Annotated in this window: 19 protein-coding genes; 8 read left to right on the plus strand and 11 right to left on the minus strand. The window is 71.0% G+C overall.

Going from position 1 to position 26,046, the window contains the following annotated elements:
* The first annotated feature begins 241 nt into the window (after positions 1-241).
* Positions 242-1,363: a hypothetical protein gene (locus KY572_RS02315; RefSeq protein ID WP_224240478.1), complete on the plus strand. Its 1,122-nt coding sequence runs from the start codon at positions 242-244 to the stop codon at positions 1,361-1,363.
* An 18-nt stretch (positions 1,364-1,381) separates the two neighbouring features.
* Here the strand turns inward: KY572_RS02315 and KY572_RS02320 are convergent, their stop codons facing one another.
* The 3 genes from KY572_RS02320 to KY572_RS02330 are packed head-to-tail and all read right to left on the minus strand — an operon-like array spanning position 1,382 to position 4,964.
* Positions 1,382-2,536, minus strand: a complete 1,155-nt coding sequence (locus KY572_RS02320) for a cysteine desulfurase family protein (protein WP_224240479.1) — start codon at positions 2,534-2,536, stop codon at positions 1,382-1,384.
* Between the two features lie 23 nt (positions 2,537-2,559).
* The gene (locus KY572_RS02325; protein WP_224240480.1) at positions 2,560-4,485 is read right to left on the minus strand and encodes a lysyl oxidase family protein; all 1,926 of its coding nucleotides are present in this window, start codon (positions 4,483-4,485) and stop codon (positions 2,560-2,562) included.
* 14 nt (positions 4,486-4,499) lie between these two features.
* Entirely contained in the window at positions 4,500-4,964 is a 465-nt protein-coding gene (locus KY572_RS02330; protein WP_224240481.1) for a carbonic anhydrase, read from the minus strand.
* A gap of 132 nt (positions 4,965-5,096) precedes the next feature.
* Here KY572_RS02330 and KY572_RS02335 point away from each other — a divergent pair, with 132 nt between their 5' ends.
* Positions 5,097-6,836, plus strand: coding sequence for an MDR family MFS transporter (locus KY572_RS02335; RefSeq protein ID WP_224240482.1), 1,740 nt, complete (start codon positions 5,097-5,099; stop codon positions 6,834-6,836).
* A gap of 9 nt (positions 6,837-6,845) precedes the next feature.
* Here KY572_RS02335 and KY572_RS02340 read toward each other — a convergent pair whose 3' ends face one another.
* Both KY572_RS02340 and KY572_RS02345 read right to left on the minus strand, forming a co-directional pair.
* Positions 6,846-8,378 (minus strand): M20/M25/M40 family metallo-hydrolase, encoded by a 1,533-nt coding sequence (locus KY572_RS02340; RefSeq protein ID WP_224240483.1) that lies wholly within the window; start codon positions 8,376-8,378, stop codon positions 6,846-6,848.
* A gap of 141 nt (positions 8,379-8,519) precedes the next feature.
* Positions 8,520-11,888 (minus strand): amidohydrolase family protein, encoded by a 3,369-nt coding sequence (locus KY572_RS02345; protein ID WP_224240484.1) that lies wholly within the window; start codon positions 11,886-11,888, stop codon positions 8,520-8,522.
* A 92-nt stretch (positions 11,889-11,980) separates the two neighbouring features.
* On the opposite strand from KY572_RS02345, the gene KY572_RS02350 reads away from it, so the two are divergent.
* Complete coding sequence (locus KY572_RS02350) at positions 11,981-13,573, plus strand: ArnT family glycosyltransferase (RefSeq protein ID WP_224240485.1); 1,593 nt, start codon at positions 11,981-11,983, stop codon at positions 13,571-13,573.
* Position 13,574: 1 nt separating this feature from the next.
* On the opposite strand, the gene KY572_RS02355 is transcribed toward KY572_RS02350, so the two are convergent.
* The 3 genes from KY572_RS02355 to KY572_RS02365 form a co-directional block, all read right to left on the minus strand.
* Entirely contained in the window at positions 13,575-14,999 is a 1,425-nt protein-coding gene (locus KY572_RS02355; protein ID WP_224240486.1) for a protein kinase domain-containing protein, read from the minus strand.
* Between the two features lie 74 nt (positions 15,000-15,073).
* Positions 15,074-15,382: a pilus assembly protein N-terminal domain-containing protein gene (locus KY572_RS02360; RefSeq protein ID WP_224240487.1), complete on the minus strand. Its 309-nt coding sequence runs from the start codon at positions 15,380-15,382 to the stop codon at positions 15,074-15,076.
* Positions 15,383-15,465: 83 nt separating this feature from the next.
* The gene (locus KY572_RS02365; RefSeq protein WP_224240488.1) at positions 15,466-16,362 is read right to left on the minus strand and encodes a sigma-70 family RNA polymerase sigma factor; all 897 of its coding nucleotides are present in this window, start codon (positions 16,360-16,362) and stop codon (positions 15,466-15,468) included.
* Between the two features lie 357 nt (positions 16,363-16,719).
* Between KY572_RS02365 and KY572_RS02370 the strand changes: the two genes are divergently transcribed.
* On the plus strand, positions 16,720-17,889 hold the full coding sequence (locus KY572_RS02370; RefSeq protein WP_224240489.1) for a hypothetical protein: 1,170 nt from the start codon (positions 16,720-16,722) through the stop codon (positions 17,887-17,889).
* A 353-nt stretch (positions 17,890-18,242) separates the two neighbouring features.
* Here KY572_RS02370 and KY572_RS02375 read toward each other — a convergent pair whose 3' ends face one another.
* Positions 18,243-18,449 (minus strand): hypothetical protein, encoded by a 207-nt coding sequence (locus KY572_RS02375; RefSeq protein WP_224240490.1) that lies wholly within the window; start codon positions 18,447-18,449, stop codon positions 18,243-18,245.
* A 249-nt stretch (positions 18,450-18,698) separates the two neighbouring features.
* On the opposite strand from KY572_RS02375, the gene KY572_RS02380 reads away from it, so the two are divergent.
* Together KY572_RS02380 and KY572_RS02385 are read left to right on the plus strand one after the other, a co-directional pair.
* Complete coding sequence (locus KY572_RS02380) at positions 18,699-20,051, plus strand: RtcB family protein (RefSeq protein WP_224240491.1); 1,353 nt, start codon at positions 18,699-18,701, stop codon at positions 20,049-20,051.
* A 138-nt stretch (positions 20,052-20,189) separates the two neighbouring features.
* A complete protein-coding gene (locus KY572_RS02385) occupies positions 20,190-21,095 on the plus strand; it encodes a TIGR02266 family protein (protein ID WP_224240492.1) in 906 nt (301 codons plus the stop codon).
* 114 nt (positions 21,096-21,209) lie between these two features.
* On the opposite strand, the gene KY572_RS02390 is transcribed toward KY572_RS02385, so the two are convergent.
* A complete protein-coding gene (locus tag KY572_RS02390; protein WP_224240493.1) occupies positions 21,210-21,860 on the minus strand; it encodes a site-2 protease family protein in 651 nt (216 codons plus the stop codon).
* Between the two features lie 174 nt (positions 21,861-22,034).
* Here KY572_RS02390 and KY572_RS02395 point away from each other — a divergent pair, with 174 nt between their 5' ends.
* Together KY572_RS02395 and KY572_RS02400 are read left to right on the plus strand one after the other, a co-directional pair.
* Positions 22,035-22,550 carry a cupin domain-containing protein gene (locus tag KY572_RS02395; protein ID WP_224240494.1) on the plus strand — a complete coding sequence of 172 codons (516 nt, stop codon included), beginning with the start codon at positions 22,035-22,037 and terminating at the stop codon, positions 22,548-22,550.
* 144 nt (positions 22,551-22,694) lie between these two features.
* Positions 22,695-23,597 carry an MBL fold metallo-hydrolase gene (locus KY572_RS02400; protein WP_456077659.1) on the plus strand — a complete coding sequence of 301 codons (903 nt, stop codon included), beginning with the start codon at positions 22,695-22,697 and terminating at the stop codon, positions 23,595-23,597.
* A gap of 21 nt (positions 23,598-23,618) precedes the next feature.
* Here the strand turns inward: KY572_RS02400 and KY572_RS02405 are convergent, their stop codons facing one another.
* Positions 23,619-25,895: a sensor histidine kinase gene (locus KY572_RS02405; protein WP_224240496.1), complete on the minus strand. Its 2,277-nt coding sequence runs from the start codon at positions 25,893-25,895 to the stop codon at positions 23,619-23,621.
* Positions 25,896-26,046: the final 151 nt, after the last annotated feature.

Below are 26,046 nucleotides of genomic sequence, written 5' to 3' on the forward strand. Positions count from 1 at the left end.
GCGTCCAGTCAGCCCGCCTGTCGGGCGCGTTCGGTGCGAACTGGTCTGCTTGTCATACCAGTTCGCGACCGGTCCGCCGACAAGCCCCCCTGGTCCGCCTCGAGACACCCTGTCCTACAGGTAGACGGGTTCGGCCAGAGGGTTCCGTGGCCTTGCGCCCCTGTCACCCAGCAGGCTGTCAGGGGCCCTGCATGCCTCTCCGTTTCGGCTACGCTCCGGGCGACTACGGAGGATCGTCAGAATGAGTCCGCTCAGTCCACGCATGCTGCTGTTGCTGGTGTTCACCTGGGGAATGGGCGTCCTGGCCGCGGAGGCGCCTGCTCCCGCGAAGCCAGCACCCACCCCTTCCGCGATCGACGATGTCGTCGCGAAGCTCCGCAAGGCAGGGAAGAACACCACCGCCACCCGCCTCGTCGCCGCGGTCGAGGCCGCGAAGGCGGAGCGCCAGAAGGAGGGCCGTGGCCACGTCCTCATCGGCCACCTCAACCTCAAGGGAGGCACCGGCCGCCTGACGCAGCTCAACAGCCAGGTCACCCTCGTGGAGGACGGCTGGTTCGTGACGGTGGCGGAGGATCTGCGGCGTCCCATCCCCGTGCGCCTGCACGGGTACGAGGCGGTGGACATCGCCCTGAGCAATCAGCCCAACAAGGAGCTGCTCCACCTGGGCGAGGTGTCCCTCAGCCCGGTGCCAGCCGACAAGCTCGGCACCGTGAAGGGCCGGGTGTCGAGCATGGATCCGAAGGCCCGCGTCCAGGTGACCGCCTTCATCAGCCAGGGGGACGTGAACACCCTCGGGAGCAAGGTGAAGGCCGACAACCCCGCCGCGAGGCTGGAGGTGAAGGTCGAGAAGGATGGCAGCTTCCAGCTCGCGGGGCTCTCGCCCTCGCCGGCCCGGTACGAGCTCTGGTTCAAGGCGCCGGGGCTCGTCACCCAGAGCCGGATCATCCTCGCGGACCCGGGCCAGACGGAGAACCTCGGGGAGGTGCGCCTCGAGAAGCCGAACCGGCTGCGCGTCCGGTACATGGTGTCCCCCACGCCTCCACCCTTCCAGAACTCCCAGGTGCAGGAGGCCGTGGTGGAGGGTGGACAGGCCTTCAAGGCCACGCCGACGCTGCAGGGCCCCACCTTCTCCTATCAGCAGCACCCGAAGGGAGGGCGGCTGCGCTTCCCCGTGCAGCCAGCCCGGCTCACGCAGCTCGGCAAGGGCCGGCTCGAGGACTACAGCTCCGTGGATCCCACCAAGGTGAAGTTCGTCTCCCTCTTCGAGGTGGGCTTCGAGCTCGGCCAGCTCTACCTGCTGGATCACCGCGGCGCCAACCAGTGGGTGCTCTTCGTGCTCGAGCCCGACACCGGCAAGCCGTAGTGCCGCCGAGGCGTGCGCTCAGCGCTCGCCTCCGCCCGTGGCCGCACGCCACGCCCGAGCCAGGGCCGAGGCCGCCACGTCCACCTCCTCCGACGTGGTGGCGTGGCCCAGCGTGAGCCGCACCGCGCCCAGCGCCTCCTCCGGCGCAATGCCCATGGCCAGCAGGATGGAGGAGGCCGTCTCTCCGCCCTCGTGGCACGCCGAGCCCGTGGAGGCCGCCACCTCCGGCGCTCCGGCCAGCACCGCGCTCCCTCGCGCTCCAGGGAACCGGACGTTGAGTGTGTTGGGCAGCCGCTGCGTGGGGTGCCCGGTGAGCCGCATGCCGGGCACCTCCGCCTGCAGCCGCCACCAGAGCCGCTCGCGCAGCTCCACCAGCCGCTCGGTGTCCTTGCCCAGCCGGCCGCGCGCCAGCTCGCACGCGGCGCCCAGGCCGACGATGTACGGCACATTCTCCGTGCCCGGCCGCAGCCCGTGCTCCTGTCCGCCGCCGAGCGCGAGCGGCTCGAGCCGCGTCCCCTGTCGCACGTAGAGCGCGCCCACGCCCTTGGGCGCGTACAGCTTGTGTCCCACCACCGTCAGCAGATCCACCCCGAGCCCATCCACGTCCACCGGCACCTTGCCCACCGACTGCGCCGCGTCCGTGTGCACCAGCGCCCCCTGCGCGCGCGCCAGGGCCGCCAGCTCCCTCACCGGCTGCAGCACTCCCGTCTCGTTGTTGGCGTGGATCAGCGTCACCAGCGCCGTGTCCTTGCGAAGCGCGGCGGTGGCCTCGTCCACGCGCACCCGGCCCTCGGCGTCCACGGCCGCGCGAGACACCGCCCAGCCCTGGCGCTCCAGGTGGCGACAGAGCCGCTCCGTGGCGGGGTGCTCGATGGTGGAGGTGAGCACGTGCCGGCGCTCGGGCCGCGCCTGCGCCACCCCGCGGATGGCCAGGTTGTTGGCCTCGGTGCCGCCGGAGGTGAAGAAGATCTCCTCCGCGCGCGCGCCCAGGAGTGCCGCCACCTGGGCCCGCGCCTGGTCCACCGCCTCCCTGGCGCGGCGGCCGTAGGGGTGGGTGCTGGACGGGTTGCCGAACTCGCCGCGCAGGTACGGCAGCATCGCCTCCAGCACCTCGGGCGCCACCGGCGTGGTGGCGTTGTAGTCCAGGTAGATGGGTTGCTCGGAGCTCGGCATGGCGTGGGTGGACGGCGGAGCGGCTAGCGCTCCAGCGTCACTCTGTCTCCCTGAATGGTCAGCTTCACGTCCGCGTGGTTGGGCAGCTTGTCTTCCTCATCGATGATGTTCTGGTTGTCCACCGACACGCGCAACGAGTACGTGCCATCCGCCACGTCCGTCACGTCCAGCCACTGGCATGGCAGGTCCGAGGTGTAGATGTCCGACCAGCCCGGAGAGATGACCAGGTCGTCGTCGAGGATCTCCGCGGGGGCCGCGGCGTCCATGCAGTAGGGGTGGAAGTCGATCAGGTAGAAGCCCTGCTTGCGCCCGGTGGCCGTCACGATGCCCAGCGAGTCGCGCAATTCGTAGCTGGCGAAGCCGATCAGGTGGTCATGCGCATGGCACGAGTCGTACTGGTACAGCGACGGGTCTCTCGACACGCCGGGGATGCGCACCTGCCCGGAGCCGAAGTTGGGAATGGAGACGCTGAAGCGCAGCAGGCGCCGCTCGCCGGTGCCGCTCACGCAGCCCTCGAGCATCTCGCAGGACGTCTCGCTGAAGTGCTTCCGCTCCAGGTAGAGCGAGCGGCCCAGCACGTCGCCATCCACCGTGATGTCCGGCTTGCCGCTGGTGGCCGTGACGCAGTTGCGCTTCTCGGGCAGGAACGGCGCCGTCGTGTCCCTGGGCACCTTGCCTCCGTTGAAGACGACCACCCGCCCCGGCTCCGTGGACTGCGGAAGCGGAGGCATCCCGACGACCAGGTCCTCCAGCCCATCTCCGTCCAGGTCCCCGGCGCGCAGGGGGATGAAGCTCCTCAGGCCCTGCTGCTTCTCCTGGAAGCCGTCCGAAGCGGGCCACGCCCAGGTGGGACGGAGATCCGCGGAGATGCCCTGCTCCGGGGTGTACAGGTACATGCGCCCCAGCGCGGTGATGAGAAACTCGGAGCCCTGGCCGTTCCCATCCAGGTCGCCCATGGGAATCACGTGGCGGCCGAAGCCCGGGAAGACCGGATCGCCGCCCACCGCCCAGGTCGCCACCGCTGACGGCGCCCCCGTGGCGCCCTCCGAGAAGTGCAGCCACATGCGCCCGTCCATGGCGTCACCGATGAAGTACTCCACATGGCCGTCCCCGTTCTGGTCCGGGAAGGTCGCCTGGATGGAGCGCGAGCTCTTCCAGACGGGCTCGGCCGACAGCGGCCCCTCGCAGGTCAGCGCGCTGCCCTGCTTGCAGCCCAGATAGAGGCTCGACTCGCCTTCGTACTCGATGACCAGGTCCGCCGCGCCATCCCCGTTGGTGTCCCGCACCGCAATCGCGGTGAAGGCCGGGAGCGAGCGCGCCAGGGTGAACGGGCCCTCCGCGGCCTGGGGGGTGGAGAGATAGATGGAGGCCATGCCTCCCCGGAGGTTGACGATGTCATCGCGTCCATCGCCGTTCACATCGCTCAGGAAGGCGTTGCTGAAGATGCCGTTGCCCGGCACGCGGAAGGCAGGCTCGGCGAGCATCGCGCCCAGGTCCGCCTTGCCGGTGAAGAGCTGCGCGCCATACAGGCCTCGGACGAGCAGATCCGCGAAGCCGTCTCCGTCCACGTTGCCGACGGCCACCGTCAAGCCGCGGCCGGAGGTGTTGGGGCTCGTGTTCTGCCAGCGAACCTCGGCGGACACGGCCTCCTGCGAGAAGAAGGACTCGGCGCCAGCGTGGATGCCCACGCGGCCCATGCTCCGCGCCGCCAGCGTGCCGCAGCCAGGCAGCGCGGCGACGAGGTCCTTGCGTCCGTCTCCGTTGAAGTCTCCGAGCCCGATGGAGGTGCCGAAGCAGGAGGCTCCGTTCTGGGTGTCCTTCTCCAGGGTCCAGAGCGGCTCCTGGGACAGGAAGGGCCCCTTCTCCTCGGGGGCCGGCGTTGGATCGTCGTCGTCGCAGCCTGTCATGGCCACCAGGGATACGAGGACGAGCGCGCGTCTGAGGTGCATGCGGTGTCTCCGGTTCAGGACTCCGATGAGTCGAGTGCTTCGAAGGTGATCTTCTTCCCCTGGGGGCGGACGAAGTACTTGTGGACCTCGATGCCGGGGTGGGCCTTGCGCAGCTCCTCGGCGGCGGCCTCCAGGTCCTTGAGCTGCTGCTCCGCGACGAAGTCCGCGCCCAGGGCCCCGTGGCGGGACTGGTAGTAGCCACAGCCCGCATGGGCCAGCAGCAGCACCTCCACGATGTGGTGGCCCTGGATGAGGAAGTTCGCCGCGCGCGTCACCATGTCGCTCTCCAGGTAGTCGGCGGACCAGCGGTTGAGCAGCCCGGGGCCGCCCGGCAGGGTGAGCGTGTCGATGCGCTCATGCCCCAGGTGCTGCGCCAGCTCCTCCACGGCATCCGTGAAGCGCCCATCCGAGCAGTACACGGCGAGCACGGTGGGGTGGGTGGCCTCGTAAGGCGTCTTCGCGACGAAGGGCTTGGACATGGGAGGGCGAGCCTAGGCGCGAGTGCCGCTCCGCCCAAGAGGCTGGCTGCCCGCCAGCACGGCTGCCAGCCGGGTGCCGCTGGGTAGGTGCACCGAGCCCCCCTCCGTCTCCACCTTTCCTCCATCGCCTCTATGGACGCCGCCGCCTCCAGCTCTCCCCTGGCCGAAGCCTCCTTCGCCTTCACTCGGGCCGAGAAGGTCTTCACCATGCTGGGCGCGCTGCTGGGGATGCTGCTGGCCGCGCTGGACCAGACCATCGTGGCCACCGCGGGGCCGGCCATCCAGACGGACCTGGCCATCCCCGCCTCGCTCTATCCGTGGCTCACCACCTCGTACCTGGTGGCCTCCACGGTGATGGTGCCGCTGTGGGGCAAGCTGTCGGACGTGTTCGGGCGCAGGACGGTGCTCGTCATCGGCATCCTCATCTTCCTCGCGGGCAGCTTCCTGTGCGGGGTGGCGTGGGGGACGGTGCCGCTCATCCTCTTCCGAGCGGTGCAGGGGCTGGGCAGCGCGGCGCTCTTCACCAGCGCCTTCGCCGTGGTGGCGGACCTGTTCCCACCCTCCGAGCGCGGCAAGTACCAGGGGCTCTTCGGCGGCGTGTTCGGCCTGTCCAGCGTGGTGGGCCCGCTGGTGGGCGGCTTCATCACGGATGGGTTCGGCTGGCACTGGGTCTTCTTCATCAACCTGCCGGTGGGCGTGGTAGCGCTGGCCGTCATCTTCCTGCGCATGCCGTCGCTGCGGCGGCCTCGCACGTCCCGGCCCCGACTGGACCTGGCCGGCGCCGCGTGCCTGGTGCTGGCGGTGGTGCCGCTGCTGCTGGCGCTGAGCCTGGGACGGGGCCACGTGGCGCCCGGCGAGGCGGGCTTCTCGTGGGGCTCGTGGCAGGTGCTGGGCCTGTTCGCCCTGTCCATCGCGGGCGGGGTGGCCTTCGTCATCGTGGAGGGGCGAGCGGATGAGCCCGTGCTCGACTTGCGGCTGTTCCAGGGCAAGACGTTCGCGCTGGGCAACGCGGCGGTGTTCGTCATCGGCTCGGCCTTCCTGTCGGCCGTCACCTTCCTGCCGCTCTTCATGGTGAACGTGGTGGGACTGTCCGCGACGCGCTCGGGGCTCACCATCATGCCGCTGACGCTGGGGGTGGTGGCCGGCAACGTGCTGTCCGGGCAGATCGCCTCGCGGGTGGGGCGCTACAAGGCGCTGATGTTGATATCGCTGGTGGTGCTCACCGCGGCGTTCGCGGTGATGGGCTTCACGCTGTCACCGGACTCCACGCAGGCCTCGGTGACGGCGAAGATGGTGCTCATGGGCCTGGGGCTGGGGCCCTCCATCCCGCTGTACACCCTGGCCATCCAGAACGCGGTGCAGCCCCGGCAGATGGGCGTGGCCACCTCGACGGCGACCTTCTTCCGGCAGCTCGGCTCGACGGTGGGCGTGGCGCTGGCGGGCGTGGTCTTCGCCCACGTGCTCACCACGCAGATGCGCGAGCGCACGGAGCAGGCCTCGCACGGAATGGTCGCGGAGCTGCGCGAGTACCTGCCCGCGGGCGTGGAGGGCGCGGGCGGTGAAGGCATGGCGCCGGGTCAGGCCTTCCACGCCGCCGAGGTGAAGGCGCGGCTGCACGCCACGTTCGAGGCGCGGAGGCAGCAGGCCGGCGCGGAGCCGGAGGCGGTTGCGCGGGTGGACGCGCTGGAGCGCGAGGCGATGGCCGCCGTGGACCGCGTGGACCGCGCGATGAAGGAGGCGTTCACCGAGGCCACCGCGTGGGTGTACCGGCTGGCCATCGTGGTGGCCATCGTGGCGCTGCTGCTGACGGCCCGGCTGCCGGACCGTCCGCTGCGCAAGGGTCCCCTGCCCGCGCCACCGCCCGGGGAGTAGCGCTTCCGCTCAGTGGGTCGAGGACTTCGTGATGCCCGAGGCCGGAGCCTTCGGAGCGGACGGCGGAGCGCCCGGGGGCGGCGCGACCAGCGAGGGCGCCGTGGGCGGGGCAGTCGGCCGAGGCATCGCCGTGGGCATCTCGGCGAACACATAGGCCGCCCAGGCCACCGCCGCCGTGCTCCTGGCCAGCGACTCCGGGTCCACCTTGTCCAAGGTGTCCGCGTGGGTGTGGTGCACGTCGAAGTAGCGGCTGCTGTCCACCTTCACGCCGAAGAAGGGCACCTGCGCGGGCACCAGGGGCAGCAGATCCGCGCCGCCAGCCTCCGCCGACAGGAGCGTCCCGGCGCCCAGCGCCACCAGCGGACTCAGCCACGGCCGCACCAGCTCGGAGGCGCCCTCGCCGGCCCGGAGCGCCACGCCCAGCGGTCGCCCTCCGCCCGCGTCCATCTCCATCGCGGCCACGTGGCGGGGCAGCTCGGCGGCGTGCGCCGCGGCGTAGGCCCGGGCGCCGCGCAGCCCGTTCTCCTCGTTCATGAAGAGCACCACGCGCACCGTGCGCCGCGGCGCGGGCTTCTGCCGGGCAATCAGCCGCGCGGCCTCCATCACCATCACCACGCCGGCCCCGTCGTCGTGCGCGCCCGTGCCCACGTCCCACGAGTCCAGGTGCGCGCCGAGCAGGACGATCTCCTCGGGCTTCTCGCGGCCCTTCACCTCGGCCACGACATTGAAGGAGTCCGCGTCCGGCAGCGTCTTGCACCCGAGCACCACGCGCACCCGGACCGGGCCGCCGCCGGCCAGCAGGCGGTGCAGCAGCTCGGCGCCCTCCACGGTGACGGAGGCCGCGGGGATGGGCGTGACGCCGTCATCGAAGCGGGTCGCCCCGGTGTGCGGCGTCTCCAGCGACGCGGTGGCCAGCGAGCGCACCAGCGCCGCCACGGCCCCGGCCTTGACCGCCTCGGAGGGCCCGCGCCCGCGCAGGCCGGCGAAGCGCCCGTAGTCCTCGGCCTCCTTCATGGAGTGGTTGAAGAAGACGATGCGGCCCTTCACGCGCTCACCCAGCGCGGCCAGCTCCTCGAGCGAGGACACCTCCAGCACCTCGCCGGTGACGCCCTCGGGAGGCGTGGCCCCGCTGGCGCCCAGCGCCATCACCGTGAGCGGGTGGCCGCGGAAGCGCTCGGAGGGGAGCACCTCGGCGCGCTCCTCGCCTCGCACCCAGTGCGGCACCTTCACGGGCTCCAGCCACGCCTTCACGCCATCGGCCTTGAAGGAGCGCAGGGCCCACTGCACCGCGGCCTCGGCGCCCTCGGAGCCGGCCAGCCGCGCGCCGATGCCATCGGTGAGCTCGGCGAGGCGGGCCCAGGCATGCCCCTCGGTGAGCGCCGGCCCCACGAGCCGCTCGGCCACCTGGAGCTGGGCGGCCGTGGGCCCCGCCGCCTTCGTCGTGGTGGGAGGGGCGCTCACCGCGCCGGACTTGGGGGCCGGAGGCGCGGCGAGGAGGCTGAGCATCAACGCGGGAGTGAGGACGAGAGTGGTCGCGGACAAGAGGAGGCTCCGAGAGAGGCGCCGCACTCTCCGGCCTCACCCGCGTCCTCGCAAGCGTTTCGATGAGGGGCCCCGCACTCCGAGCCAGCTGCCCGGCTGCCCGGAGTGCGGGGGTGGGGCCCTGGCCTGGCCCCGAGGCGCTCAGTCCTCTTCCGTCGTGAACGTCACGCCGGGCGCCCAGGCCTCGCCGCCCTCGCGCTCGAAGAAGAACTTCGCGCGCTGGCGGGGCGAGTTGCCCACCTCGTTCATCGTCGCCGCGTCGAACAGCCGCCCGTTCACCATGGTGTAGCGCACGGAGTCGGTGTTGCGCAGGTCCTCCAGCGGGTTCCTGTCCAGGACGACGAGGTCCGCCAGCTTGCCCTGCTCCAGCGAGCCGATGTCCTTGTCCAGCCCCAGGTACCTGGCTCCCGACAGCGTCGCGGCCCGCAGCGCCTGCAGCGGCTTCATCCCGCCCTGGCCGAACATCCACGTCTCCCAGTGCGCGCCCAGGCCCTCGCGCTGCCCGTGCGCTCCGAGCTGCACGCTCACCCCCACGTCATTGAGCTCCCGCGCGGCGCGCGCGGCGTGGATGTGGTTGAACTCCCCGTCGGGAGCGATCGTCCGCCGCCGGCTGCGCGAGTCCACCACGCGCCGGGGCACCAGGGACAGCAGCCGCGGGTTCTCCCAGACGTTCGTCTTGGCGTACCAGTACTCCTCGCCGAAGAGGCCGCCGTAGGCGACGATGAGAGTGGGCGTGTAGCCCGTCTTGCTCTTGCTCCACAGCTGCTTCACGTCCGCGTAGACGCGAGCCACCGGCAGCGCGTGCTCCACGCCAGTGTGGCCGTCCACCACCATGGTCATGTTGTGCTGGATGAGCGAGCCGCCCTCCGGCACCACCATCATCTGCAGCTCGCGCGCCGCCTGGAGCACCTTCTGCCGCTGGTCTCGCCGGGGCTGGTTGTAGCTCTTCACGCTGAAGGCCCCCACCGCCTTCATCCGCCGCAGGTGCGAGCGCGCATCGTCCAGCGTCTCGATGGGCGCCTTGTACCCCACGCCCTGCGCTCCATAGAGGATGGTGCCGGTGGAGAAGATGCGCGGCGCGACGATGCGCCCGGCCTTCGCCAGCTCGCTGGCGGCGAAGATCTCCCCCGTGGAGTTCGAAGGGTCGTGCAGCGTCGTCACGCCGAACCCCAGCGAGGCGTAGTGGATCCAGCTCTGCTCGGGGAGGATGCCGTCGGAGCCCATGGCCCCGTGCCAGTGCACGTCCACGAGCCCGGGCATGATCGTCTTGCCGCGAGTGTCGATGACCTTCGCGCCGTCGGGCACCTTCACCTGGCCCTGCTTGCCCACGGCGACGATGCGGTTGCCGCGCACCACCACCACGCCGTCCTCGATGACTTCGTCCCCGCGCATGGTGACGACACGGCCGCCCACCAGGGCCACCGTGCCCGCCGGCACGTCCAGCTTCTCCTCGAAGCCGATGTTCACGCCCTTGGCGGGGGCCTCGGGCAGCTTCTCCGGCGCGCCCTCCACGAAGCGGAAGGCCTCGCGCAGCTCGCGCGTGAACAGCTCCGGCCCCAGGCTCCAGTGCAGGCGCTTGGAGTCCCCGGACCAGTGCAGGTACTCGCCGGAGTCCTTGGACACCTTCGCCACTGGCAGCACCTTGGTGTCCTTGCTCACCGCCACCGCCTTGCCGCCGCGCGGCAGCGGCATGAGGTACGCGTTGAAGCTCTCCCGGAAGGCCACCCAGCGCTCGTCCGGCGAGACGCGGAAGCCGGCCACCTCGGCGCTGGTGAGGTGCGTGCGCGGCTCGCTCGCGTCCAGGCGGATGCTGCGCAGCTCGCGCTTGTCCTCCTTCTCTCCCTCCTCCGCCGCCAGGTAGTACACGCGGTCCGAGGCCGCGCCGAAGTGCGGCTGCTCGCCGTCCTTCACCAGCCGCCGGGGCTTTCCTCCCTCGCGACCGATGACGTACAGGCCCTGCTCACGGCTCCACTGGCCGGGCAGCAGGTAGCCGCCTCCGCCCGCGCGATAGACGATGAAGCGCCCGTCCGCGGAGAACACCGGCTCGCGGTAGAAGCCCGGCTGGGCGCTCACCACCTTGCCCTCGCCGCCCGTGGCGGGCGCGACGCGGATGCTGCCGTACTTCTCGTCATCCCACGTCGTGTAGACGATGGAGCGCCCGTCTCGGGAGAAGGACGGGAACATCTCGAAGTGCTCCGTCTGCGTCGTCAGCCGGCGAGGCGTGCCGCTGGGCAGCTCTTTCACGTAGAGGTGGCCGAGCGCCTGGTACACCACGCGGTCTCCCCTGGGGGACACCTGCACCCAGCGCAGCATCCGCACCGGGAAGCGGTCCGGGGCCACGGTCTGCGGGAAGCGCACGGCCTCGGCGAGGGTGCGCGTGTCCTTCACATGAAAGGGGATGGGCGTGACGCGCCGGGTGGCCACGTCGATGCGCTGGAGCTTGCCGCCGGCCCAGAAGACGAGCGACCTGCTGTCCGGCGTCCACGCCATGGTCGGGTACACGCCGTGGATGGCCCACGTCTCCTGCATGTCGCGATCGAGCCCATCGAAGAGGGGCTGCTCCGCGCCCGAGGCGATGTCCGCGATGTACAGCACCGTCTTCTCGCGCACGCGCCGGACGAAGGCGAGCTGCTTGCCGTTCGGGGAAGGCGTGGGGCGGATGGAGCCGCCCGGCCCGGTGATGAACGGGTCGACCTCGCGCGTCTCCAGGTCCAGCCGCTGGATGACGTAGATCTGCGCGTTGGGGTCCTTGTTGTACTCGAACGTCCTGCCGGGGGTGACGTCCTGGCTGAAGTAGACGTAGCGACCGTCGGGGGAGACCGCCGGCTCGCCGACGTCCTTCTGCTCGTTGGGGCGCTCGGTGAGCTGGACGCCGTCGCCGCCGGAGCGGTGGTAGAGCCAGATCTCTCCTGCGCCCAGCGAGCGCTTGGAGCTGAAGTGCTTGCGGCCGACGAGGTACTGCCCGTCGGGAGTCCAGGCGGGGCTGTTGAGGAGGCGGAACTTCTCCTGGGTGACGGCCTGGGGGTCCGAGCCATCGCGCTTCATCACCCAGAGGTTGTCGCCGCCGCCGCGATCGCTGGTGAAGGCGATGGACTTGCCGTCCGGGCTGTAGCGGGGCTGGAAGTCCCAGGCCATACCGTGGGTGAGCGCCTTGGCCTCACCGCCGGTGATGGGCAGGGTGTAGATGTCGCCGAGCAGGTCGAAGACGAGCTCATCGCCGCCGGGGCTGACGTCCACGCTCATCCAGGTGCCCTCGGTGACGTCGATGGCGACTTCGGAGGAGGGCAGGTTGGGGGCGTTGACGTTCCAGTCGGCGCCGGCGTCGGGGGTGCCGGGGGGAGGAGGAACGCCCGCGTCCACCTGGGTGGCCTCGGCGGCGGTGCGCGCGGGGTCCTTCTTCGGAGGGGGCTGCGGATCGGGCTGAACGATGGGCGGAGTCTGCGCTCCAGCGGAGAGCACCAGGCCGGACACGAGGAAGACGCAGCACAGCAACGGCAACAGTCGATTCACGGGCTGTTCCTGGGAGTTCGAGGCGCGCGGATACTAGCCAAAGGAAACCGGCCGCGGCGTCCACCATTCCCAACAACCCCTTGCGGTTCGCCATGATGGTCAAACCGTGGAGCACCCTGGGATGCTCGATGGCCACCGTGCTGCCCATGTCCTCCGAAGCTCCTGCCTCCCCACTGTCCCGGCGCGTGACATGGGTGCTTCCCGCGCTCGCGGTGGGCACTGGGGTCCTCCACCTGCTCTTCGCCGGGCGCTATGGCTACTTCCGCGATGAGCTGTACTTCATCGCCTGTGGCCAGCACCTCGCCTGGGGCTATGTGGACCAGCCGCCCCTCATCGCCCTGCTGGCCCGAATCACCACTGCCCTCTTTGGTGACTCCGTCACGGGCCTACGCGTGCTGCCCGCGCTCGCCGCGGGAGGGCTCGTGGCGCTCACCGGGTGGCTCGCGCGGCGGCTCGGGGGTGGCACCCATGCCGTGGTGCTCGCGAGCGTGGCCGCCGCGCTGGCCCCTGCCTTCCTCGTCTTCGGGCACATGCTCACGATGAACGCCTTCGAGCCCCTCTTCTGGACGGGCTGTGTGGCGCTCCTCGTGGAGATGATTCGCACCGACGACCGGCGGCTGTGGCTCGGCGTGGGGGCGCTCGTCGGCGTGGGCTTGCTCAACAAGCACTCCATGGGCTTCTTCGCCGTGTGTCTCGCGCTCGGGCTGCTGCTCACGCCTCAGCGACGGTTGATGCGCAGCCGGTGGCTCGTGCTTGGTGGGGTGCTCGCCACGCTCATCGTCCTGCCCCACATGCTCTGGCAGTTCCAGCATGGCTGGCCCATGTTCGAGCTGCTCCGCAATGGCCAGCTCTACAAGAACGCGCCATTCGCTCTCGGGGAGTTCTTCTCCGGCCAGGTGCTCCTCCTCCACCCGCTCTTTGCTCCGCTGCACCTGGCGGGACTGGGCTTCCTGCTCTTCGCTCCGTCGGCGCGTCCGTACCGCGCGCTGGGGCTCGGCTTCGTGCTGCTGCTCGGGCTCTACATCGTCCTGAAGGCCAAGGCGTATTACATGGCGCCCGCCTACCCCATGCTGTTCGCCGCGGGCGCGGGTGTCATCGAGCGCGCCGTGCGCCGGACCCTGCCGCGGGCCGCCATGCTCGCGGTGGCCGTGGCGGGCGGTGCGGCCCTTGCTCCCATGTCGCTGCCGGTGCTCCCGGTGGAGGCCTTCATCGCGTACCAGCGCGCGCTGGGTCTCGAGCCCCCGCGCACCGAGCGTCACCGGATGGGCTCCCTGCCCCAGCACTACGCGGATCAGCACGGCTGGCGCGAGCTCGTCGCGGCGGTGGCGGACGTCTACCAGCGGCTTCCGCCGGAGGAACAGGCGCGGACGATGCTCTTCGCGCAGAACTATGGGCAGGCGGGCGCGCTCGACTGGCTGGGTCGCGCGTATGGGCTGCCGCCGGCCCGCTCCGGGCACAACAACTACTTCCTCTGGGGCTTTGGCGGCACGGAACCCTCCGTGTTGCTCATCCTCGGTGGCAAAGCCGAGGACCACTCCCAGGTGTGCGCGCGGCTCGAAGTAGCCGCGCGCCTCCCGCCCAACCCCTATGTCATGCCCTACGAGGACCAGCTGCCGATCTACGTCTGCCGAGGGCTCAAGGCGCCCATGGCCACGATCTGGCCGCGCGTGAAGCACTACGAGTGAGCTACCGGCCCGGCGTGTCCCGCACGGCCTCGGTCGACCGCACGGTGATGAGGTACGCGGGACGCACGTAGTCGACCGTCCAGATGAGCAGCGTCACATCCCCGGCGGCCAGCGCGCGCACGTGCAGCTGGTCCTCCTCGAGCTCCACGTCCACGACGCCCTCCTGCCCCAGTGCCATCTTCACCACGCCGGGGATGTGAAGGGTGCGCGTCTCCCCCACGGCGAGCGTCAACGGCACCCGGTCGTCGATCGGCGTGGCCACGGCGCGCTCCCGCCATCCCCATCCTCCAATCCCCGCCAGGCCCAGGCCCACCGCCAGCCCCAGCGCCCACCAGCGCCCCCGTGGAGCCGGTGCCCGGCTCAGCGCCTCGAGCAGCGCGTCCATGGAGGCAAACCGCTCTCCCGGCTCCAGCGCCAGGCCTCGGGCGAGCGCGGCCTTCACGGCTCTCGGCAGGCGCGGGCCCCGCTCCGGGCGCCGCAGCGTCCACCGGTGCTCGGCGGGCGCGTCCGCCGCGAAGGGCCGCAGCCCGTACAGCGCCTCGTACAGCGCGACGCAGAAGCTGAACTGGTCGCCTCGCGCATCCACGGGCCGCCCCGCGAGCTGCTCGGGAGACATATATGCGGGCGTCCCCGGCACTGCTCCGGCTCGGGTGAGCGAGGGCTCGGCGCCTGCCGCGAGCGCGAGCATCCCCGCGGGCTCCTCGGCGGCCTCCATGCGCACCAGTCCGAAGTCCGTCACGCGCGGCCGTCCGTCGGCGCCCACCAGCACGTTGGCTGGCTTGAAGTCCCGATGCACCAGCCCCGCCCGGTGCGCGGCGGCCAGCCCCCGGCCCGCCTCCAGGAAGAGGCCCAGCACCTGACGCCAGGGCCGCTGCCTGTCCCGCAACCACCCGGCCAGCGTGGGGCCCTCGACGAGCTCCATCGCCAGGAAGACCTGCCCACCCTCCGTGCCCAGATCGAAGACGGGCAGCACGTTGGGGTGAGAGAGGCTCGCCATGGCCTGGGCCTCGCGCAGCAGCCGCGCCTGTCGCTCGCCCGCGTCCGCCAGCGTCGAGCGCAGCAGCTTGAGCGCCACCTTCCGTCCCAGCCGCGGATCCTCCGCCGCGTACACCACGCCCATGCCGCCCACGCCCAGCACGCGGGAGATGACGTAGCGGCCCAGCACGGCCCCGGGCCGCAGCGGAGGCTCCTCCCGCGGCGTGGGCCAGGTCGCCGTGCCCGTGTCCAGCCGCGTCGGGAGGCTCCCCATGGAGGGGCCGGACTGCTCCGCCGCCACCGCCGCCACCAGCGCCCGGCAGTCCGCGCATGAATCCAGGTGGGCCTCCACGCCCGTGGCGCTCGGCCCGGCCAGGGCGCCACTCGCGAAGCTCGCGAGCGCGTTCTCGTCCGGGCAGCGCTCCGGCAGGGGGGACGGTAGAGCGGTCATGCGCGCGACATCTTCCCAGCCTCGGGCCTGCGCCGGAAAGCCACGGGGCTCCGGCGCGAGCCCTCACCGCTGGCTCAGGGCTGGACGACGATGCGGTACTCCTTGCGCTTACCGCTCCCGGTCCACACCAGGAGCGTCGTCTCTCCAGCCTTCAGGCCCTCGATGCGGATGAGGTTGCCCCCGGGCGTGGAGACTTCGGCGAACTCGACATTGCCGAGCGCCAGCTTCGTCAGGCCCGGGACGTTCAGGCTCTTCGAGTTCCCCGCCCGCACGGTGACAGTCTCCACCTTGGCCTCGGGCGCGGGCTTCGCGTTCTCCTCGGCGAAGACGGGAACGGAGAACAGCGACACGGCCAGCAGGGTGCTGCGAATGAGCTTCTTCATGGTTTCTTCCTCCCTTTCACCCAGATGACACCGCTGCCCGCGGGCGTTGCACACGGGCGCGAAAAACCTCGTGGCGCACCGCATCAATCCTCTCGGGGCAGGAGCGTGGAGAGGCTCGCATCGAGCTGGCTGCGCACCACCCGGAGCAGGCTCTGCAGCTCGTCGGCGGAGAGCTGGAGCCGCTCGGCCAGCTTGCCCCGCACCTGGGAGAGCACCTCCTCCCGCGCCCGGGCGAGCCACCGGGACACCGTGGACTTGTGCGTCTGGTACATGGCGCCGATGCGCTCCAGGCTCAGGCCCTCCACGAAGTGCAGGCGCAGCAGGGTGCGCTCACGGGCCGGCAGCGACGCGAGCGCCTCGGAGAGCGCGGCCCGGAAGTCCGCCTGGTGCCGCCGCCGCAGGTAGTCCAGCTCCAGGTCGCCGCCCGTCACCGAGCCCTCGGCGATCGCCTCCTCCTCGGCGTGGGCGCGACGGTGGGCGGAGCGCCGCAGGTTGAGGGCCGTGCGAACGGCCGCCGCGCGCAGCCAGGCCATGAGCGGACCTGTGCCCTGGTAGTCGGCGATGCGCGGGGGCCGTCCCTCCTCCGGAGTGAGCAGCCGCTCGCGCAGGTGCTGGCGGACCTCGGCGGCCCCGTCACCCGAGCCCTCCACTCGAGCCACCGCCGTATCCACCTTCGGCAGGAAGCGGGTATCGAGCGCGACATGCGCGAGCGGGAGCCCCTGGACGCAGGCGCATGCCAGGTAGAGGTCCGTGGCATGCAGCCCTCGCAGGGCTTCCGGGAGCGAGCCCTCCGCGGGGAGCCGCTCGGCCAGGTAGCGCAGGAAGGTGGCCTCCGGCACGGCCAGCTCCGGCCACGCCGCGCGAGCAGAGGCCAACAGTTCCGCCAGGAGCGCCTCGATGCCGAGCTGCTCGCCGGCTCCACGAGCTTCCGAGCGCAGGTGTGGGACGAAGAGTGAGGACAGAGAGGACTGTGCGGACATGCCGCTCCTCGAGACGGGGCCTCAGCCTACGCCGCCGGCAGAGGCGGTTGTCCATCCAACGCGCGGTGAAGCCGGGTTGGCGCCCGGAGCGCTCGGATCCACGAACCGCTTCCCTTTCCTTGTTACAGCGCCCGTTCGGACGCTTCTACAGGGTGAAGCGCAGCTCCACGCCGGATCACACGCAGTCGCACACATCCAGCGGGGCCCCCGAGCCGATCGCTGGTGGACATCCACGCCTTCTCGCCGTGCTGGCTCCGCCCACCACTGAACCCTTCCTGATCGCGCGCTGCTCGGCACATCGAATGCTTGCACTGTCGAGGTGCGCATCCACGGAGGAGCGCCGGGGGTAGGGCGTTCATGGGGCTGAGGGAGCTGAAAGAGACGGCGCACCAGCAGTTCGTGCGAGGCAGGTTCGCGCAGTGTGCGCAGACGTATCACCAGATCCTCCGTCTGGCGCCGAGAGACCCGAACATGCACGTGCGGCACGCGGAGGCGTGTCGGCGCGCGGGGGAGCGGCTGCAGGCCATCGCCTCGTACCGGACGGCGGCGGAGCTGCTGCTCGAGCTGGGCTGCGAGTCTCGCGCGCGCGGGGCGCTGAAGGCCGCGCTCGAGCTGGATCCGAACGATCCGTTCCTGCAGGCGGACGTCGCGCGTCTGGGTCCGCAGCACGAGGAGACGTTCCTGCCGCCTTCCTCCCAGCCGGACGAGCTGCCCCTGCTGCCGCCCCTGGAGCCGGTCGGGAATCCGGCACCCCCGGCTCCGTCGGCGCCTCGGGCTCTGCGGGCGACACGGCCGGAGGTGCTGCTGCGGACACCCGCTCTGCCGCCCATCCACAGGGCGCTGCCTTCCGCGCCCTCGGTGCCGCCGCTCGTTCCGCCCGTGCTCCTGCCCGCGCCGAGAGTGCCCTCCGCAAGCTCGAAAGCGGCTCCCACGAGCTCCAAGTCATCGACGGAGAAGCTGGGCGCGGCGATGGCCAGCGCGGCCGGGGCCCTGGTGCCCTCGGCGCCTCGCTCGACCACCGCGGGCCATGCGGCGCCGACTCCGCGGCCCACTCCGGCTCCGCTGCCGCAGCAATCGGCGACAGCTCAGGCCCAGCCTCCGGTCCTCACACCGGCGGCGCTCCCCGCGCTCCCGGCTCGCTCGGCGACGGCTGGCAACGCGGTGCCCAGCATCCCGCCGCGCGTGGCTCCTCACGCACCGAGGAACGTGCTGACTCCGCCGCCTCCGCCTCGAGAGGCCCTGTTCGACACGAGCCGTGCGCTGCCCGTGGCGCCTCCGGCTCCCGAGGCCTCGACGCCCGCGCCCTCGAAGGAGGCGGCTCCTCGCCTGGAGGTCCGCCGATTGTCGGCGACGGCGCTCGCGTTCCGCAGCTCGCCCCATGACAGCTGGGCGGTGATCCGTTCCCACTCGCCGCTCGAGATGCACCTGGTCGAGAGCCTGGATCAGCTCCCGCCGATGATGCGCGACTTCACGGTCGACATCACCGTGGAGCCGTCGGCCGAGCCTGCGCCGAGCGCGGTGCACTGACGGCCGGACATCCTCCTCGCGGCAACGGCATGCTCGCCAGCTCCGGCGAGCACTCCGCCCTCGACACCGAACTCGCGAGCCGGGCATGTGACGCCCTGGGCGCATGACTGTTCGGAAACGTCGGGGGTTTTGTGCCTCGAAAGTCCCGACGTTTCCGCACAGTGATGGTGCAGTGTCCCTCGGGACGCTCTCCCAGGAGCCAGGGAGCGGGCGGCGACACCGCCTGCTCGCTCCGGCTGCAACCGGGATCCACTCCCAACGATGCGCGGGTGCCCTGCTCCCATCGGCCGTGAAGCCGCCAGCCCCTCGTCCGAGGGGCAGCCAACCAGAGGCAGGGCCTGGAGAGACAGCCACTACATGGAGACGGGCTCGGTTTCCTTCTTCTCGGGAGCCGTGGCCTTCACGGGGGCCTCGCAGTGGTCGCTCTTGCGGTTGGGGTGGCAGTGCCGGAGGCCATACACGTGATGGCAGCCACACGCATCCACCCGCTTCTTCGCGCAGACGGACGGATTAGGAGTCTGGCCCGACAACTGGACCGGAGGAGCCGCATGCAACGCCATCGACAAGATCAACCCACCCAGAGACACCATCGCCCTACCCCCTGTTGCTATGGAGGATGAATGGGAATGCCGGCCGGCAGAGGCAAGCCCTCAGTCCCACCGAGCGGATCCAGATGTGCGCGAGCGAAACATCGCTCGCAGGGCACCCTGTCTCGTCCTCGAGGACAAGTCGCCTGTCCACCTACCGTCAGCCCTTCGCGGAGGGTACCGTCGCTGCCACGTGTTGAATGACCTCGGGAGGGCTTCACGATGAGCTGGATTCAAAGGCTGGAGAAGGTCTCGGAAGGGCACTACGTGCTGCCGAAGACCAAGACGATGCGCGTCGACGCGGACCTGTTCCTCTCGGACAAGCTCCTCTACGGCGACGGCGGCGAGACTCCCGGCCTGGAGGAGGCCGTCTTCGACCAGGTCGTCAACGCCGCGTCCTTCCCGGGCGTCACCCGCGTCGCGGTGACTCCGGACTGTCACGTGGGCTACGGCGTGCCCATCGGCACCGTGGTGGAGACCGACGGCATCCTGCTCCCCACCGCCGCGGGCTACGACATCGGCTGCGGCATGGTGCAGCTGAAGACGACGCTCACCGCCGAGGACGTGGCCGACAAGGAGAAGCGCCGGAAGTGGATCGACGAAGTCACCCAGCGCATCGCCGTGGGCGTGGGCGCCAGCCGGGTGCAGAAGCAGCGCCGCATCTCCCCCAGCACCTTCGCCGAGGTCGTCCGCCACGGCGCCAAGGCCCTGGGCCGCAACGCCTCCACCACGGAGCGGGACTTCATCCCCGTGGAGGATGACCGGGTGGACATCCCCGAGAAGGCCCACGACAAGCGCGACCAGCTGGGCAGCCTGGGCGGCGGCAACCACTTCACCGAGATGCAGGTGGATCAGGACGGGCGCGTGTGGGTGATGCTGCACACGGGCAGCCGCGGCTTCGGGTGGAACATCGCCAAGCACTTCTTCGTGGAGGGCGCGCACGCCCTGGGCCTGCGCAGCCGCAGCGAGGACTTCGTCTGGCTGGACGCCGAGTCCAAGCTGGGCCGCGAGTACTGGAACCTCCACAACATGGCGGCCAACTTCGCGGTGGCCAACCGGCTCATCATCGGCGAGGCCGTGTGCGCGGCGCTCGAGGACGTGTTCGGCGGCACCGCGGACATCTACTACGAAATCTCCCACAACCTCATCCAGAAGGAGGCCGGCAAGTTCGTGGCCCGCAAGGGCGCCACCCGCGCCTTCCCCAAGGGCCACCCCGCGCTGAAGAAGACGGCCTGGGAGCACACCGGCCACCCCATCCTCATCCCCGGCTCGATGGAGACCGGCAGCGCCATCCTCTTCGCCGAGGAGGGGGCCGCCAGGTCCATCTACTCGGTGAACCACGGCTCGGGGCGGCGGCTGTCGCGCGGCGAGGCCCGGCGCGTGCTCCGGCAGGAGGAGACGGATCAGCGCATGGCGCAGGCCGGCATCCTCCTCAACACCCGCCAGACGCCGCTGGACGAGTCGGGGCCCTGCTACAAGAACCTCGACGACGTGCTGGACACGGTGGAGATGGCGGGGCTGGCCAAGGTGGAGCGCCGCCTCAAGCCCGTGGCCTGCATCAAGGGCGCGGACTGAGGCCAGGCCCCCGCGGGCACCCTCTGTGCGGGAGGGTGCTCGCCTGCCTGCTCCAGGCTCCCCCGGGAGCAGGCGTTCAGGGGACTCGTGGCCGGGGCGCAGGGGCGCTAGAGTGGGCTACCTCCGGAGTCCGCCGAGATGAGCCCGTCGTCCAACACCCACCGTCCCATGGCCCGCGAAGCCGAGCTGGCTCGCGAAGAGTCCGAGCTGAGCTCCCAGGAGTCCCGGCTCGCGGATCAGGTCTCCCGTGCCACGCAGGAGGCCCAGTCGCTGGCCTCCCGACTGACCCAGGTGCGCACCGAGCTGGCCCGCGCCCAGTCCGAGCACTCCGAAGACGTCAGCATCCCGGAGATTGGCGCCCGGCTCCAGGCCGCCGCCATCCCCGAGCTGGCCGTGGACGCCGCGCGGGAGAAGGCGCTCTCGGCGCGAGAGAAGGCGCTGGAGGCCCGCCGTCAGGCCACCCAGGACATGACGATCGCCCTGCACGCCTTCCAGCAGCAGACCTCCGCGCTCACCCAGGAGCTGGCCGAGGCGGAGGCGCGGCTCAAGGAAGTCGCCGAGGCCGCCGCCCGCGCCCGCCGCGAGCAGGAGGCCGCCCGCGCCCGCGAGGCCCAGAAGGCCCGCGCCGGCAAGCCCCAGTTCTCGCCCCGAGCCGCCGCCGCGGCCTCCTCCTCCTCCGACACCTCGCCCACGTTCCGGACGCCGGCGCGAGAGCACTCCCGGGTGCGGCTGAAGACGAACATCAACCTGGGCAGCGACTCGAACTTCTTCACCGGCTTCTCCACCGACATCAGCGAGGGCGGCGTCTTCGTCGCCACGGTGGAGACGGTGCCCCGAGGCACGAAGGTGGACCTGGACCTCATGCTGCCGGGAGGCCGGCCGCTGAAGGCCAGCGGCGTGGTGCGCTGGCTGCGCGAGCCGAACGACCACACGCCGGACCTCATGCCGGGCGTGGGGGTGCAGTTCCAGGATCTGCAGCCCGAGGTGGCCTCGCTCATCACCGACTTCGTGCGCAGGCGCGAGCCGCTCTTCTACCCGGACTGAGCCACCCACCTGCCGGTCGCACTTTGTCCGAACTGGTCTGCTTGTCATACCAGTTGGGGACCGGTTCGCGCCCAGGGCGCCTGCCTCCAGGGGCGTGAACTTCCTTGGAATGACCTAGCTGCTCAGCCCGATCCACAGGCCTTCGAGCATGTCCCAGAGGTAGCGCACCGGCGTGCTGATGAGCCCCCGCCCGAAGAACACGACGGCAATCAGCAGGAACGGGCTGAACTGGACGATCTGCTCCCAGGCTCCCCGCATGCGGTAGGGCAGGAATCGCTCCACCACGCGGCTGCCGTCCAGGGGGGGAATCGGCAGCATGTTGAAGACGGCCAGCGACACGTTCCCGAGCACCATGAACTGCAGGAAGATGCTCAGGCCGGGGTTGGAGGCGATCAGGTGCGGCGCGAACCGGAGCGTCAGTCCGAAGGACAGCGAGCTGACGATCGCCAGCAGCAGGTTGGAGAGCGGCCCGGCCAGGGCGGTGAGCATCATCCCGGTCGACATGTTCACGCCGCGCCGGAAGCGCGCGGGGTTGACGGGTACGGGCCGTGCCCAGCCGAACGGCACTCCCAGCGCCGGCAGCAGCAAGGTCCCCAGCGGATCGATGTGCGCCATGGGATCGAGCGTCAAGCGCCCCTGCGACGCCGCGGTGTCATCTCCCAGCTTCCAGGCGCTCCAGGCATGGGCGAACTCATGCACCGTGAGCGAGAGGACGAGCGGGATGATGCGCATCACCGCTTCCAGGACGACGTGGCCGAGATCCATGGGCCCCTTCTTTAGAGCGGAGGCCTGGGGTCGCGCCAGTCATCCTTGCACCGGGGCCCACGCACCCTGCTCCGCCCACCACTCGACACAAGCGGCTGCCCGCCTGCTCGGGGGTGCTTAGCTTCGTTCATCATCTTCGGAGCAGGGGCCCGGCGCCCCACCGAGGGGGGAAGCATGCGAAGCGATACCGAAGCACCGCCCACCCAGGGGCTCGGAAAGACCGCGCGCCACCAGACCGGCCGGCGACCGCGCTGGGACTCACGCCGCTCGACGGAGGCCGAGGCGCCGGATAGACAGGCGCTCGACTCGACGTCAGGGCAGGAGGCCACCGTGGAGAAGGTCAACCTGGAGGAGAAGTTCTCGCGCTTCTCCGAGCACTGGAAGCCCAAGGTGGTGGGAGAGCTGAACGGGCAGCAGGTGAAGCTCGCCCGGCTGCTGGGCCCCTTCGAGTGGCACCACCATGAGCACGAGGACGAGCTCTTCTTCGTGGTGAAGGGCCTGCTCAAGCTGGAGCTGCGGGACAGGACGGTGGAGCTGAGGCCCGGCGAGTTCCTCATCGTCCCCCGAGGCGTGGAGCACCGGCCCGTGGCGGAGGAAGAGGTGCAGCTGATGCTCTTCGAGCCCGCCTCCACGCTGAACACGGGCAACCTCCGCAGCGAGCGGACGGTCGAGCACCCGGAGCGGCTGTAGTCCTCTGCGCCTCCGCGCGGGCAGGCAGGCTCCGTCGCGCTCGCCTCCCCTGCCCCTCCTGGATTCCTCCGACGCACCGCACGGCACACCTTTGCTCTGGACCCGGGCCATGCCGGCCCAGTTCCCAGGAGCCACGCCATGCCGCTGCGCATTCACCACCTCAACTGCACGACGATGTGCCCGCCCGGCCGGCGGATGATGGACGGACGCAAGGGCGTGTCCGGGCCCGCGGCGCTGGTGTGCCACTGCCTGCTGGTGGAGACGGACAAGAGCCTGGTGCTGGTGGACACGGGCTTCGGGCTGAACGACGTGAGGGACCCGCGGCCTCGACTGAGCCGCCTGTTCCTGGACGTGCTGTGCCGGCCCCAGCTCCATGAGGAGATGACGGCCATCCGGCAGATCGAACGGCTGGGCTTCAAGCCCTCGGATGTGACGGACATCCTGCTGACGCACCTGGACTTCGACCATGCGGGAGGGCTGGATGACTTCCCGTGGGCGCGGGTGCACCTGCTGGACGCGGAGTACCAGGCCGCGGTGGCGCAGGAGACGGCGCTGGACCGCAGGCGGTTCCGTCCGCGCCAGTGGATGCACCAGACGAACTGGGTGACGTACCCCACGATTCGAGGCGGCGATCGCTGGTACGGCTTCGAGTGCGTGCGGGAGCTGTCCGGGCTGCCTCCGGAGCTGCTGTTCGTGCCGCTCCAGGGCCACACGCTGGGGCATGCGGGCATCGCGCTCAACGTCAGCGGGCGCTGGCTGCTGCACGCGGGGGACGCGTACTTCCACCACGGGGAGATGGCTCCAGCGCGGCGCCGCTGCCCGCCGGGCCTGCGCTTCTACCAGACGCTGATGCAGAAGGACGCGCGCCTGCGCCGCTACAACCAGGAGCGGCTGCGCGGGCTGGCCATGCGCCACCGCTCCGAGGTGACCCTCTTCTGCGCCCACGACGCCGAGGAGTTCGAGCGGATGGAGGAGCAGGAGAAGGTGCCCGCCAACTTCCCGCTGCGCATGCCGCTGGCGGAGAGCGAGACACCGCTGCACGTCTGAGCCCGCTCGGAGCGGGCGCCCTCAGTGGGACACGGGCGCCTGCCCCGGCTCCAGCTCCAGGTTCGCTGGCGGCATCCGCGGCAGCTCCACCACGAAGGCGGCTCCCTGGTCCGGCATGCTCTCCACCCGGATGGAGCCCCCGTGCGCCTCCACCAGCTGGCGGACGATGTAGAGCCCCAGCCCGAACCCCGCGTGCCGGCCCGCGGACTTCTCCCGCTCGAAGCGCTCGAAGATGCGCCGCTGCGCCTCCACCGGGATGCCCACCCCGTGGTCCCTCACCATCAGCCGCGCCTGCCCGTCCGTCTGCTCCAGGTGAACCTCGATGGGCTTGCCCCGCCCGAACTTCAGCGCGTTGGACAGCAGGTTCGTCACCACCCGCTCCAGCCGCAGCCGATCCCACTGCCCCTCGATGCGCTGCGGCGACTCGAAGGTGATGGAGCACCCCGCCTCGGCGGCCTGCTCGGCATGGCGCTCCACCACCTCGCGCACCACCTCCGAGAGGTCCACCCGTGACAGCTCCAGCGCCAGCTTCCCCGAGGACAACCGGGACAGGTCCAACAGGTTGTGCAGCAGCTGCCCCAGCCGCTGCGAGTGCCGCAGCGCCGCCGCCAGCCCGTCGCTCAGCCGCTGGGGCTCGCGCTTCGGATCCATCCGCCGCAGCCGCGTCAACAGCAGCTGCAGCGCGTTGAGCGGGTTGGCCAGGTCATGCGACGCCACGCCGATGAGCTCCAGCGCCCGCTGCGCCTCCTGGAAGAGCCGCGCGTTGTCCAGCGCCAGCGCCGCCCGGCCCGCCAGCTCCTCCACGAACACCTGGTCCGTCATCGTGAAGCGGCGCTCCGGCTGACTGCACATCAGCACCAGCGCCCCGGACGTCTGCTCCCCCACCGACAGCGGGACGATGAGCGTCGAGGCCAGCCCCATCCTCCGCAGCATCCGCAGGTGCTCCTCGTCATGCGCCATCAGCTCCAGCGCCTCGTCCGTCACCCGCTCGACCCGCTCCGAGCTCCCCGTCCGCACCACCCGCAGAATGCCGCTGGGCCCGTCCAGCACCGTGCCATAGCGCTGGATCATCTCCCACATCAGCCGCTCCTTCTCCGCCTCGGCGTGCGCCACCGCCTGCGGCAGCAGCCGATCCCCCGAGGTGCGCATGAAGAGGAAGCACCCGTCCGCCAGCTCGGGCACCATCAGCCGCGCCAGCTCCGCCACCGTCAGCTCCGGCTCCAGCAGCTGGTTGAAGATGCGGCCCGCCTCCGCGAACAGGCGCTGGGTGCGCTCGGCGCGCCGGCGCTCGGTGACGTCGCGCATCACCTTGACGAAGCCCTCCAGCTCCCCGTTCTCGTCTCGCAGCGCGGTGTAGATGGCGTCAGCCCAGAAGCGGGTGCCGTCCTTGCGCACCCGCAGGCCCTCGGTGCGCAGCCGCCCGTCCCGCTCGGCGCGCGTCAGCTCCCGCTGCGGCTCTCCCGCCGCCACCGCCTCCGGGGTGTAGAAGATGGACTGGGGTCGCCCCAGCACCTCCTCCGCCCTCCACCCCTTGATGCGCTCGGCGCCCAGGTTCCAGCTCGCCACGCGCCCCTGCGCATCCAGCAGGTAGAGCGCGTAGTCCTGCACCCCCTCCACCAGCAGCCGGAAGCGCTGCTCGGACTCATGCGCCTCGCGGTGCAGCGGGCGCAGCTTGCGCACGAGCACCCACGCCAGGCTCATCATCCCCAGCAGCCCCAGCGTGGAAATCGTGAGGATGAGGGCCAGCGCCTGGCGATCCTCGAGGATCTCCCGCTGGATGTTGCGCACCAGACGCCCGTCACTGAAGGCGGCGAGCCGCTCCAGCGCCACCTCCACCTGCCCCCGCGCATGGCCCACCTCGGTGCGCAGCAGGGCGTCCGCCTCCTGGCGGCTGTGCGCGCGTTGCGGAGCCCACAGCAGCCGGCGCACGGTGTCCTCGTGCTCGCGCTCGGCGCCCAGCAGCTCCTCCACCAGGGTGACCCCCTCGCCCTCGGCCAGCCGCAGCCGCAGCCGCTCGGCCACCGCGAGGAAGCGCTCGCGGTCCGCCTCCATCTGCTCCTCGAAGAGCGGCTCTCGGGAGAGCGCGAAGCCCCGCTCACTGGCCACCTTGTCGAGGAACGCCCTGCGCAGCCGGTCCACCTCGAGCAGCTCCACCAACAGCTCCCGGTGGAGGTGCTCGTTGCTCGGGTGCACCGCACGGACAGCGAGCAGGCAGGTGACGAGGATGGCCGTCGCCAGGACCCAGGAGGCCACCAGCCCCGCGCCGACGCGGCGTGTGAACGTCCACGAACGCCTCATCCTCCTCCCCCCCTCGCCCCGCCCGCGTGGGGCGGGAGGACCAGCACAAGGTGTGCCAGTGCCGCGAGTGACAGAAGCCGTTCCGCCGGGCAGCAGCGTGTTGGATATCGGTCCGTGTGCGCCCCCGAGGCCCTTCCCTGGAGGTGGGGGC

It is taken from the genome of Hyalangium gracile, from assembly GCF_020103725.1.
Classification (GTDB): Bacteria; Myxococcota; Myxococcia; order Myxococcales; family Myxococcaceae; genus Hyalangium; species Hyalangium gracile.

Bases quoted from the DNA above. Each gene is read 5' to 3' on its own strand.
- KY572_RS02315 (WP_224240478.1), top strand. From the start codon at position 242: ATGAGTCCGCTCAGTCCACGCATGCTGCTGTTGCTGGTGTTCACCTGG.
- KY572_RS02320 (WP_224240479.1), bottom strand. From the start codon at position 2,536: ATGCCGAGCTCCGAGCAACCCATCTACCTGGACTACAACGCCACCACG.
- KY572_RS02325 (WP_224240480.1), bottom strand. From the start codon at position 4,485: ATGCACCTCAGACGCGCGCTCGTCCTCGTATCCCTGGTGGCCATGACA.
- KY572_RS02330 (WP_224240481.1), bottom strand. From the start codon at position 4,964: ATGTCCAAGCCCTTCGTCGCGAAGACGCCTTACGAGGCCACCCACCCC.
- KY572_RS02335 (WP_224240482.1), top strand. From the start codon at position 5,097: ATGGACGCCGCCGCCTCCAGCTCTCCCCTGGCCGAAGCCTCCTTCGCC.
- KY572_RS02350 (WP_224240485.1), top strand. From the start codon at position 11,981: ATGATGGTCAAACCGTGGAGCACCCTGGGATGCTCGATGGCCACCGTG.
- KY572_RS02355 (WP_224240486.1), bottom strand. From the start codon at position 14,999: ATGACCGCTCTACCGTCCCCCCTGCCGGAGCGCTGCCCGGACGAGAAC.
- KY572_RS02360 (WP_224240487.1), bottom strand. From the start codon at position 15,382: ATGAAGAAGCTCATTCGCAGCACCCTGCTGGCCGTGTCGCTGTTCTCC.
- KY572_RS02365 (WP_224240488.1), bottom strand. From the start codon at position 16,362: ATGTCCGCACAGTCCTCTCTGTCCTCACTCTTCGTCCCACACCTGCGC.
- KY572_RS02370 (WP_224240489.1), top strand. From the start codon at position 16,720: ATGGGGCTGAGGGAGCTGAAAGAGACGGCGCACCAGCAGTTCGTGCGA.
- KY572_RS02375 (WP_224240490.1), bottom strand. From the start codon at position 18,449: ATGGCGTTGCATGCGGCTCCTCCGGTCCAGTTGTCGGGCCAGACTCCT.
- KY572_RS02380 (WP_224240491.1), top strand. From the start codon at position 18,699: ATGAGCTGGATTCAAAGGCTGGAGAAGGTCTCGGAAGGGCACTACGTG.
- KY572_RS02385 (WP_224240492.1), top strand. From the start codon at position 20,190: ATGAGCCCGTCGTCCAACACCCACCGTCCCATGGCCCGCGAAGCCGAG.
- KY572_RS02390 (WP_224240493.1), bottom strand. From the start codon at position 21,860: ATGGATCTCGGCCACGTCGTCCTGGAAGCGGTGATGCGCATCATCCCG.
- KY572_RS02395 (WP_224240494.1), top strand. From the start codon at position 22,035: ATGCGAAGCGATACCGAAGCACCGCCCACCCAGGGGCTCGGAAAGACC.
- KY572_RS02405 (WP_224240496.1), bottom strand. From the start codon at position 25,895: ATGAGGCGTTCGTGGACGTTCACACGCCGCGTCGGCGCGGGGCTGGTG.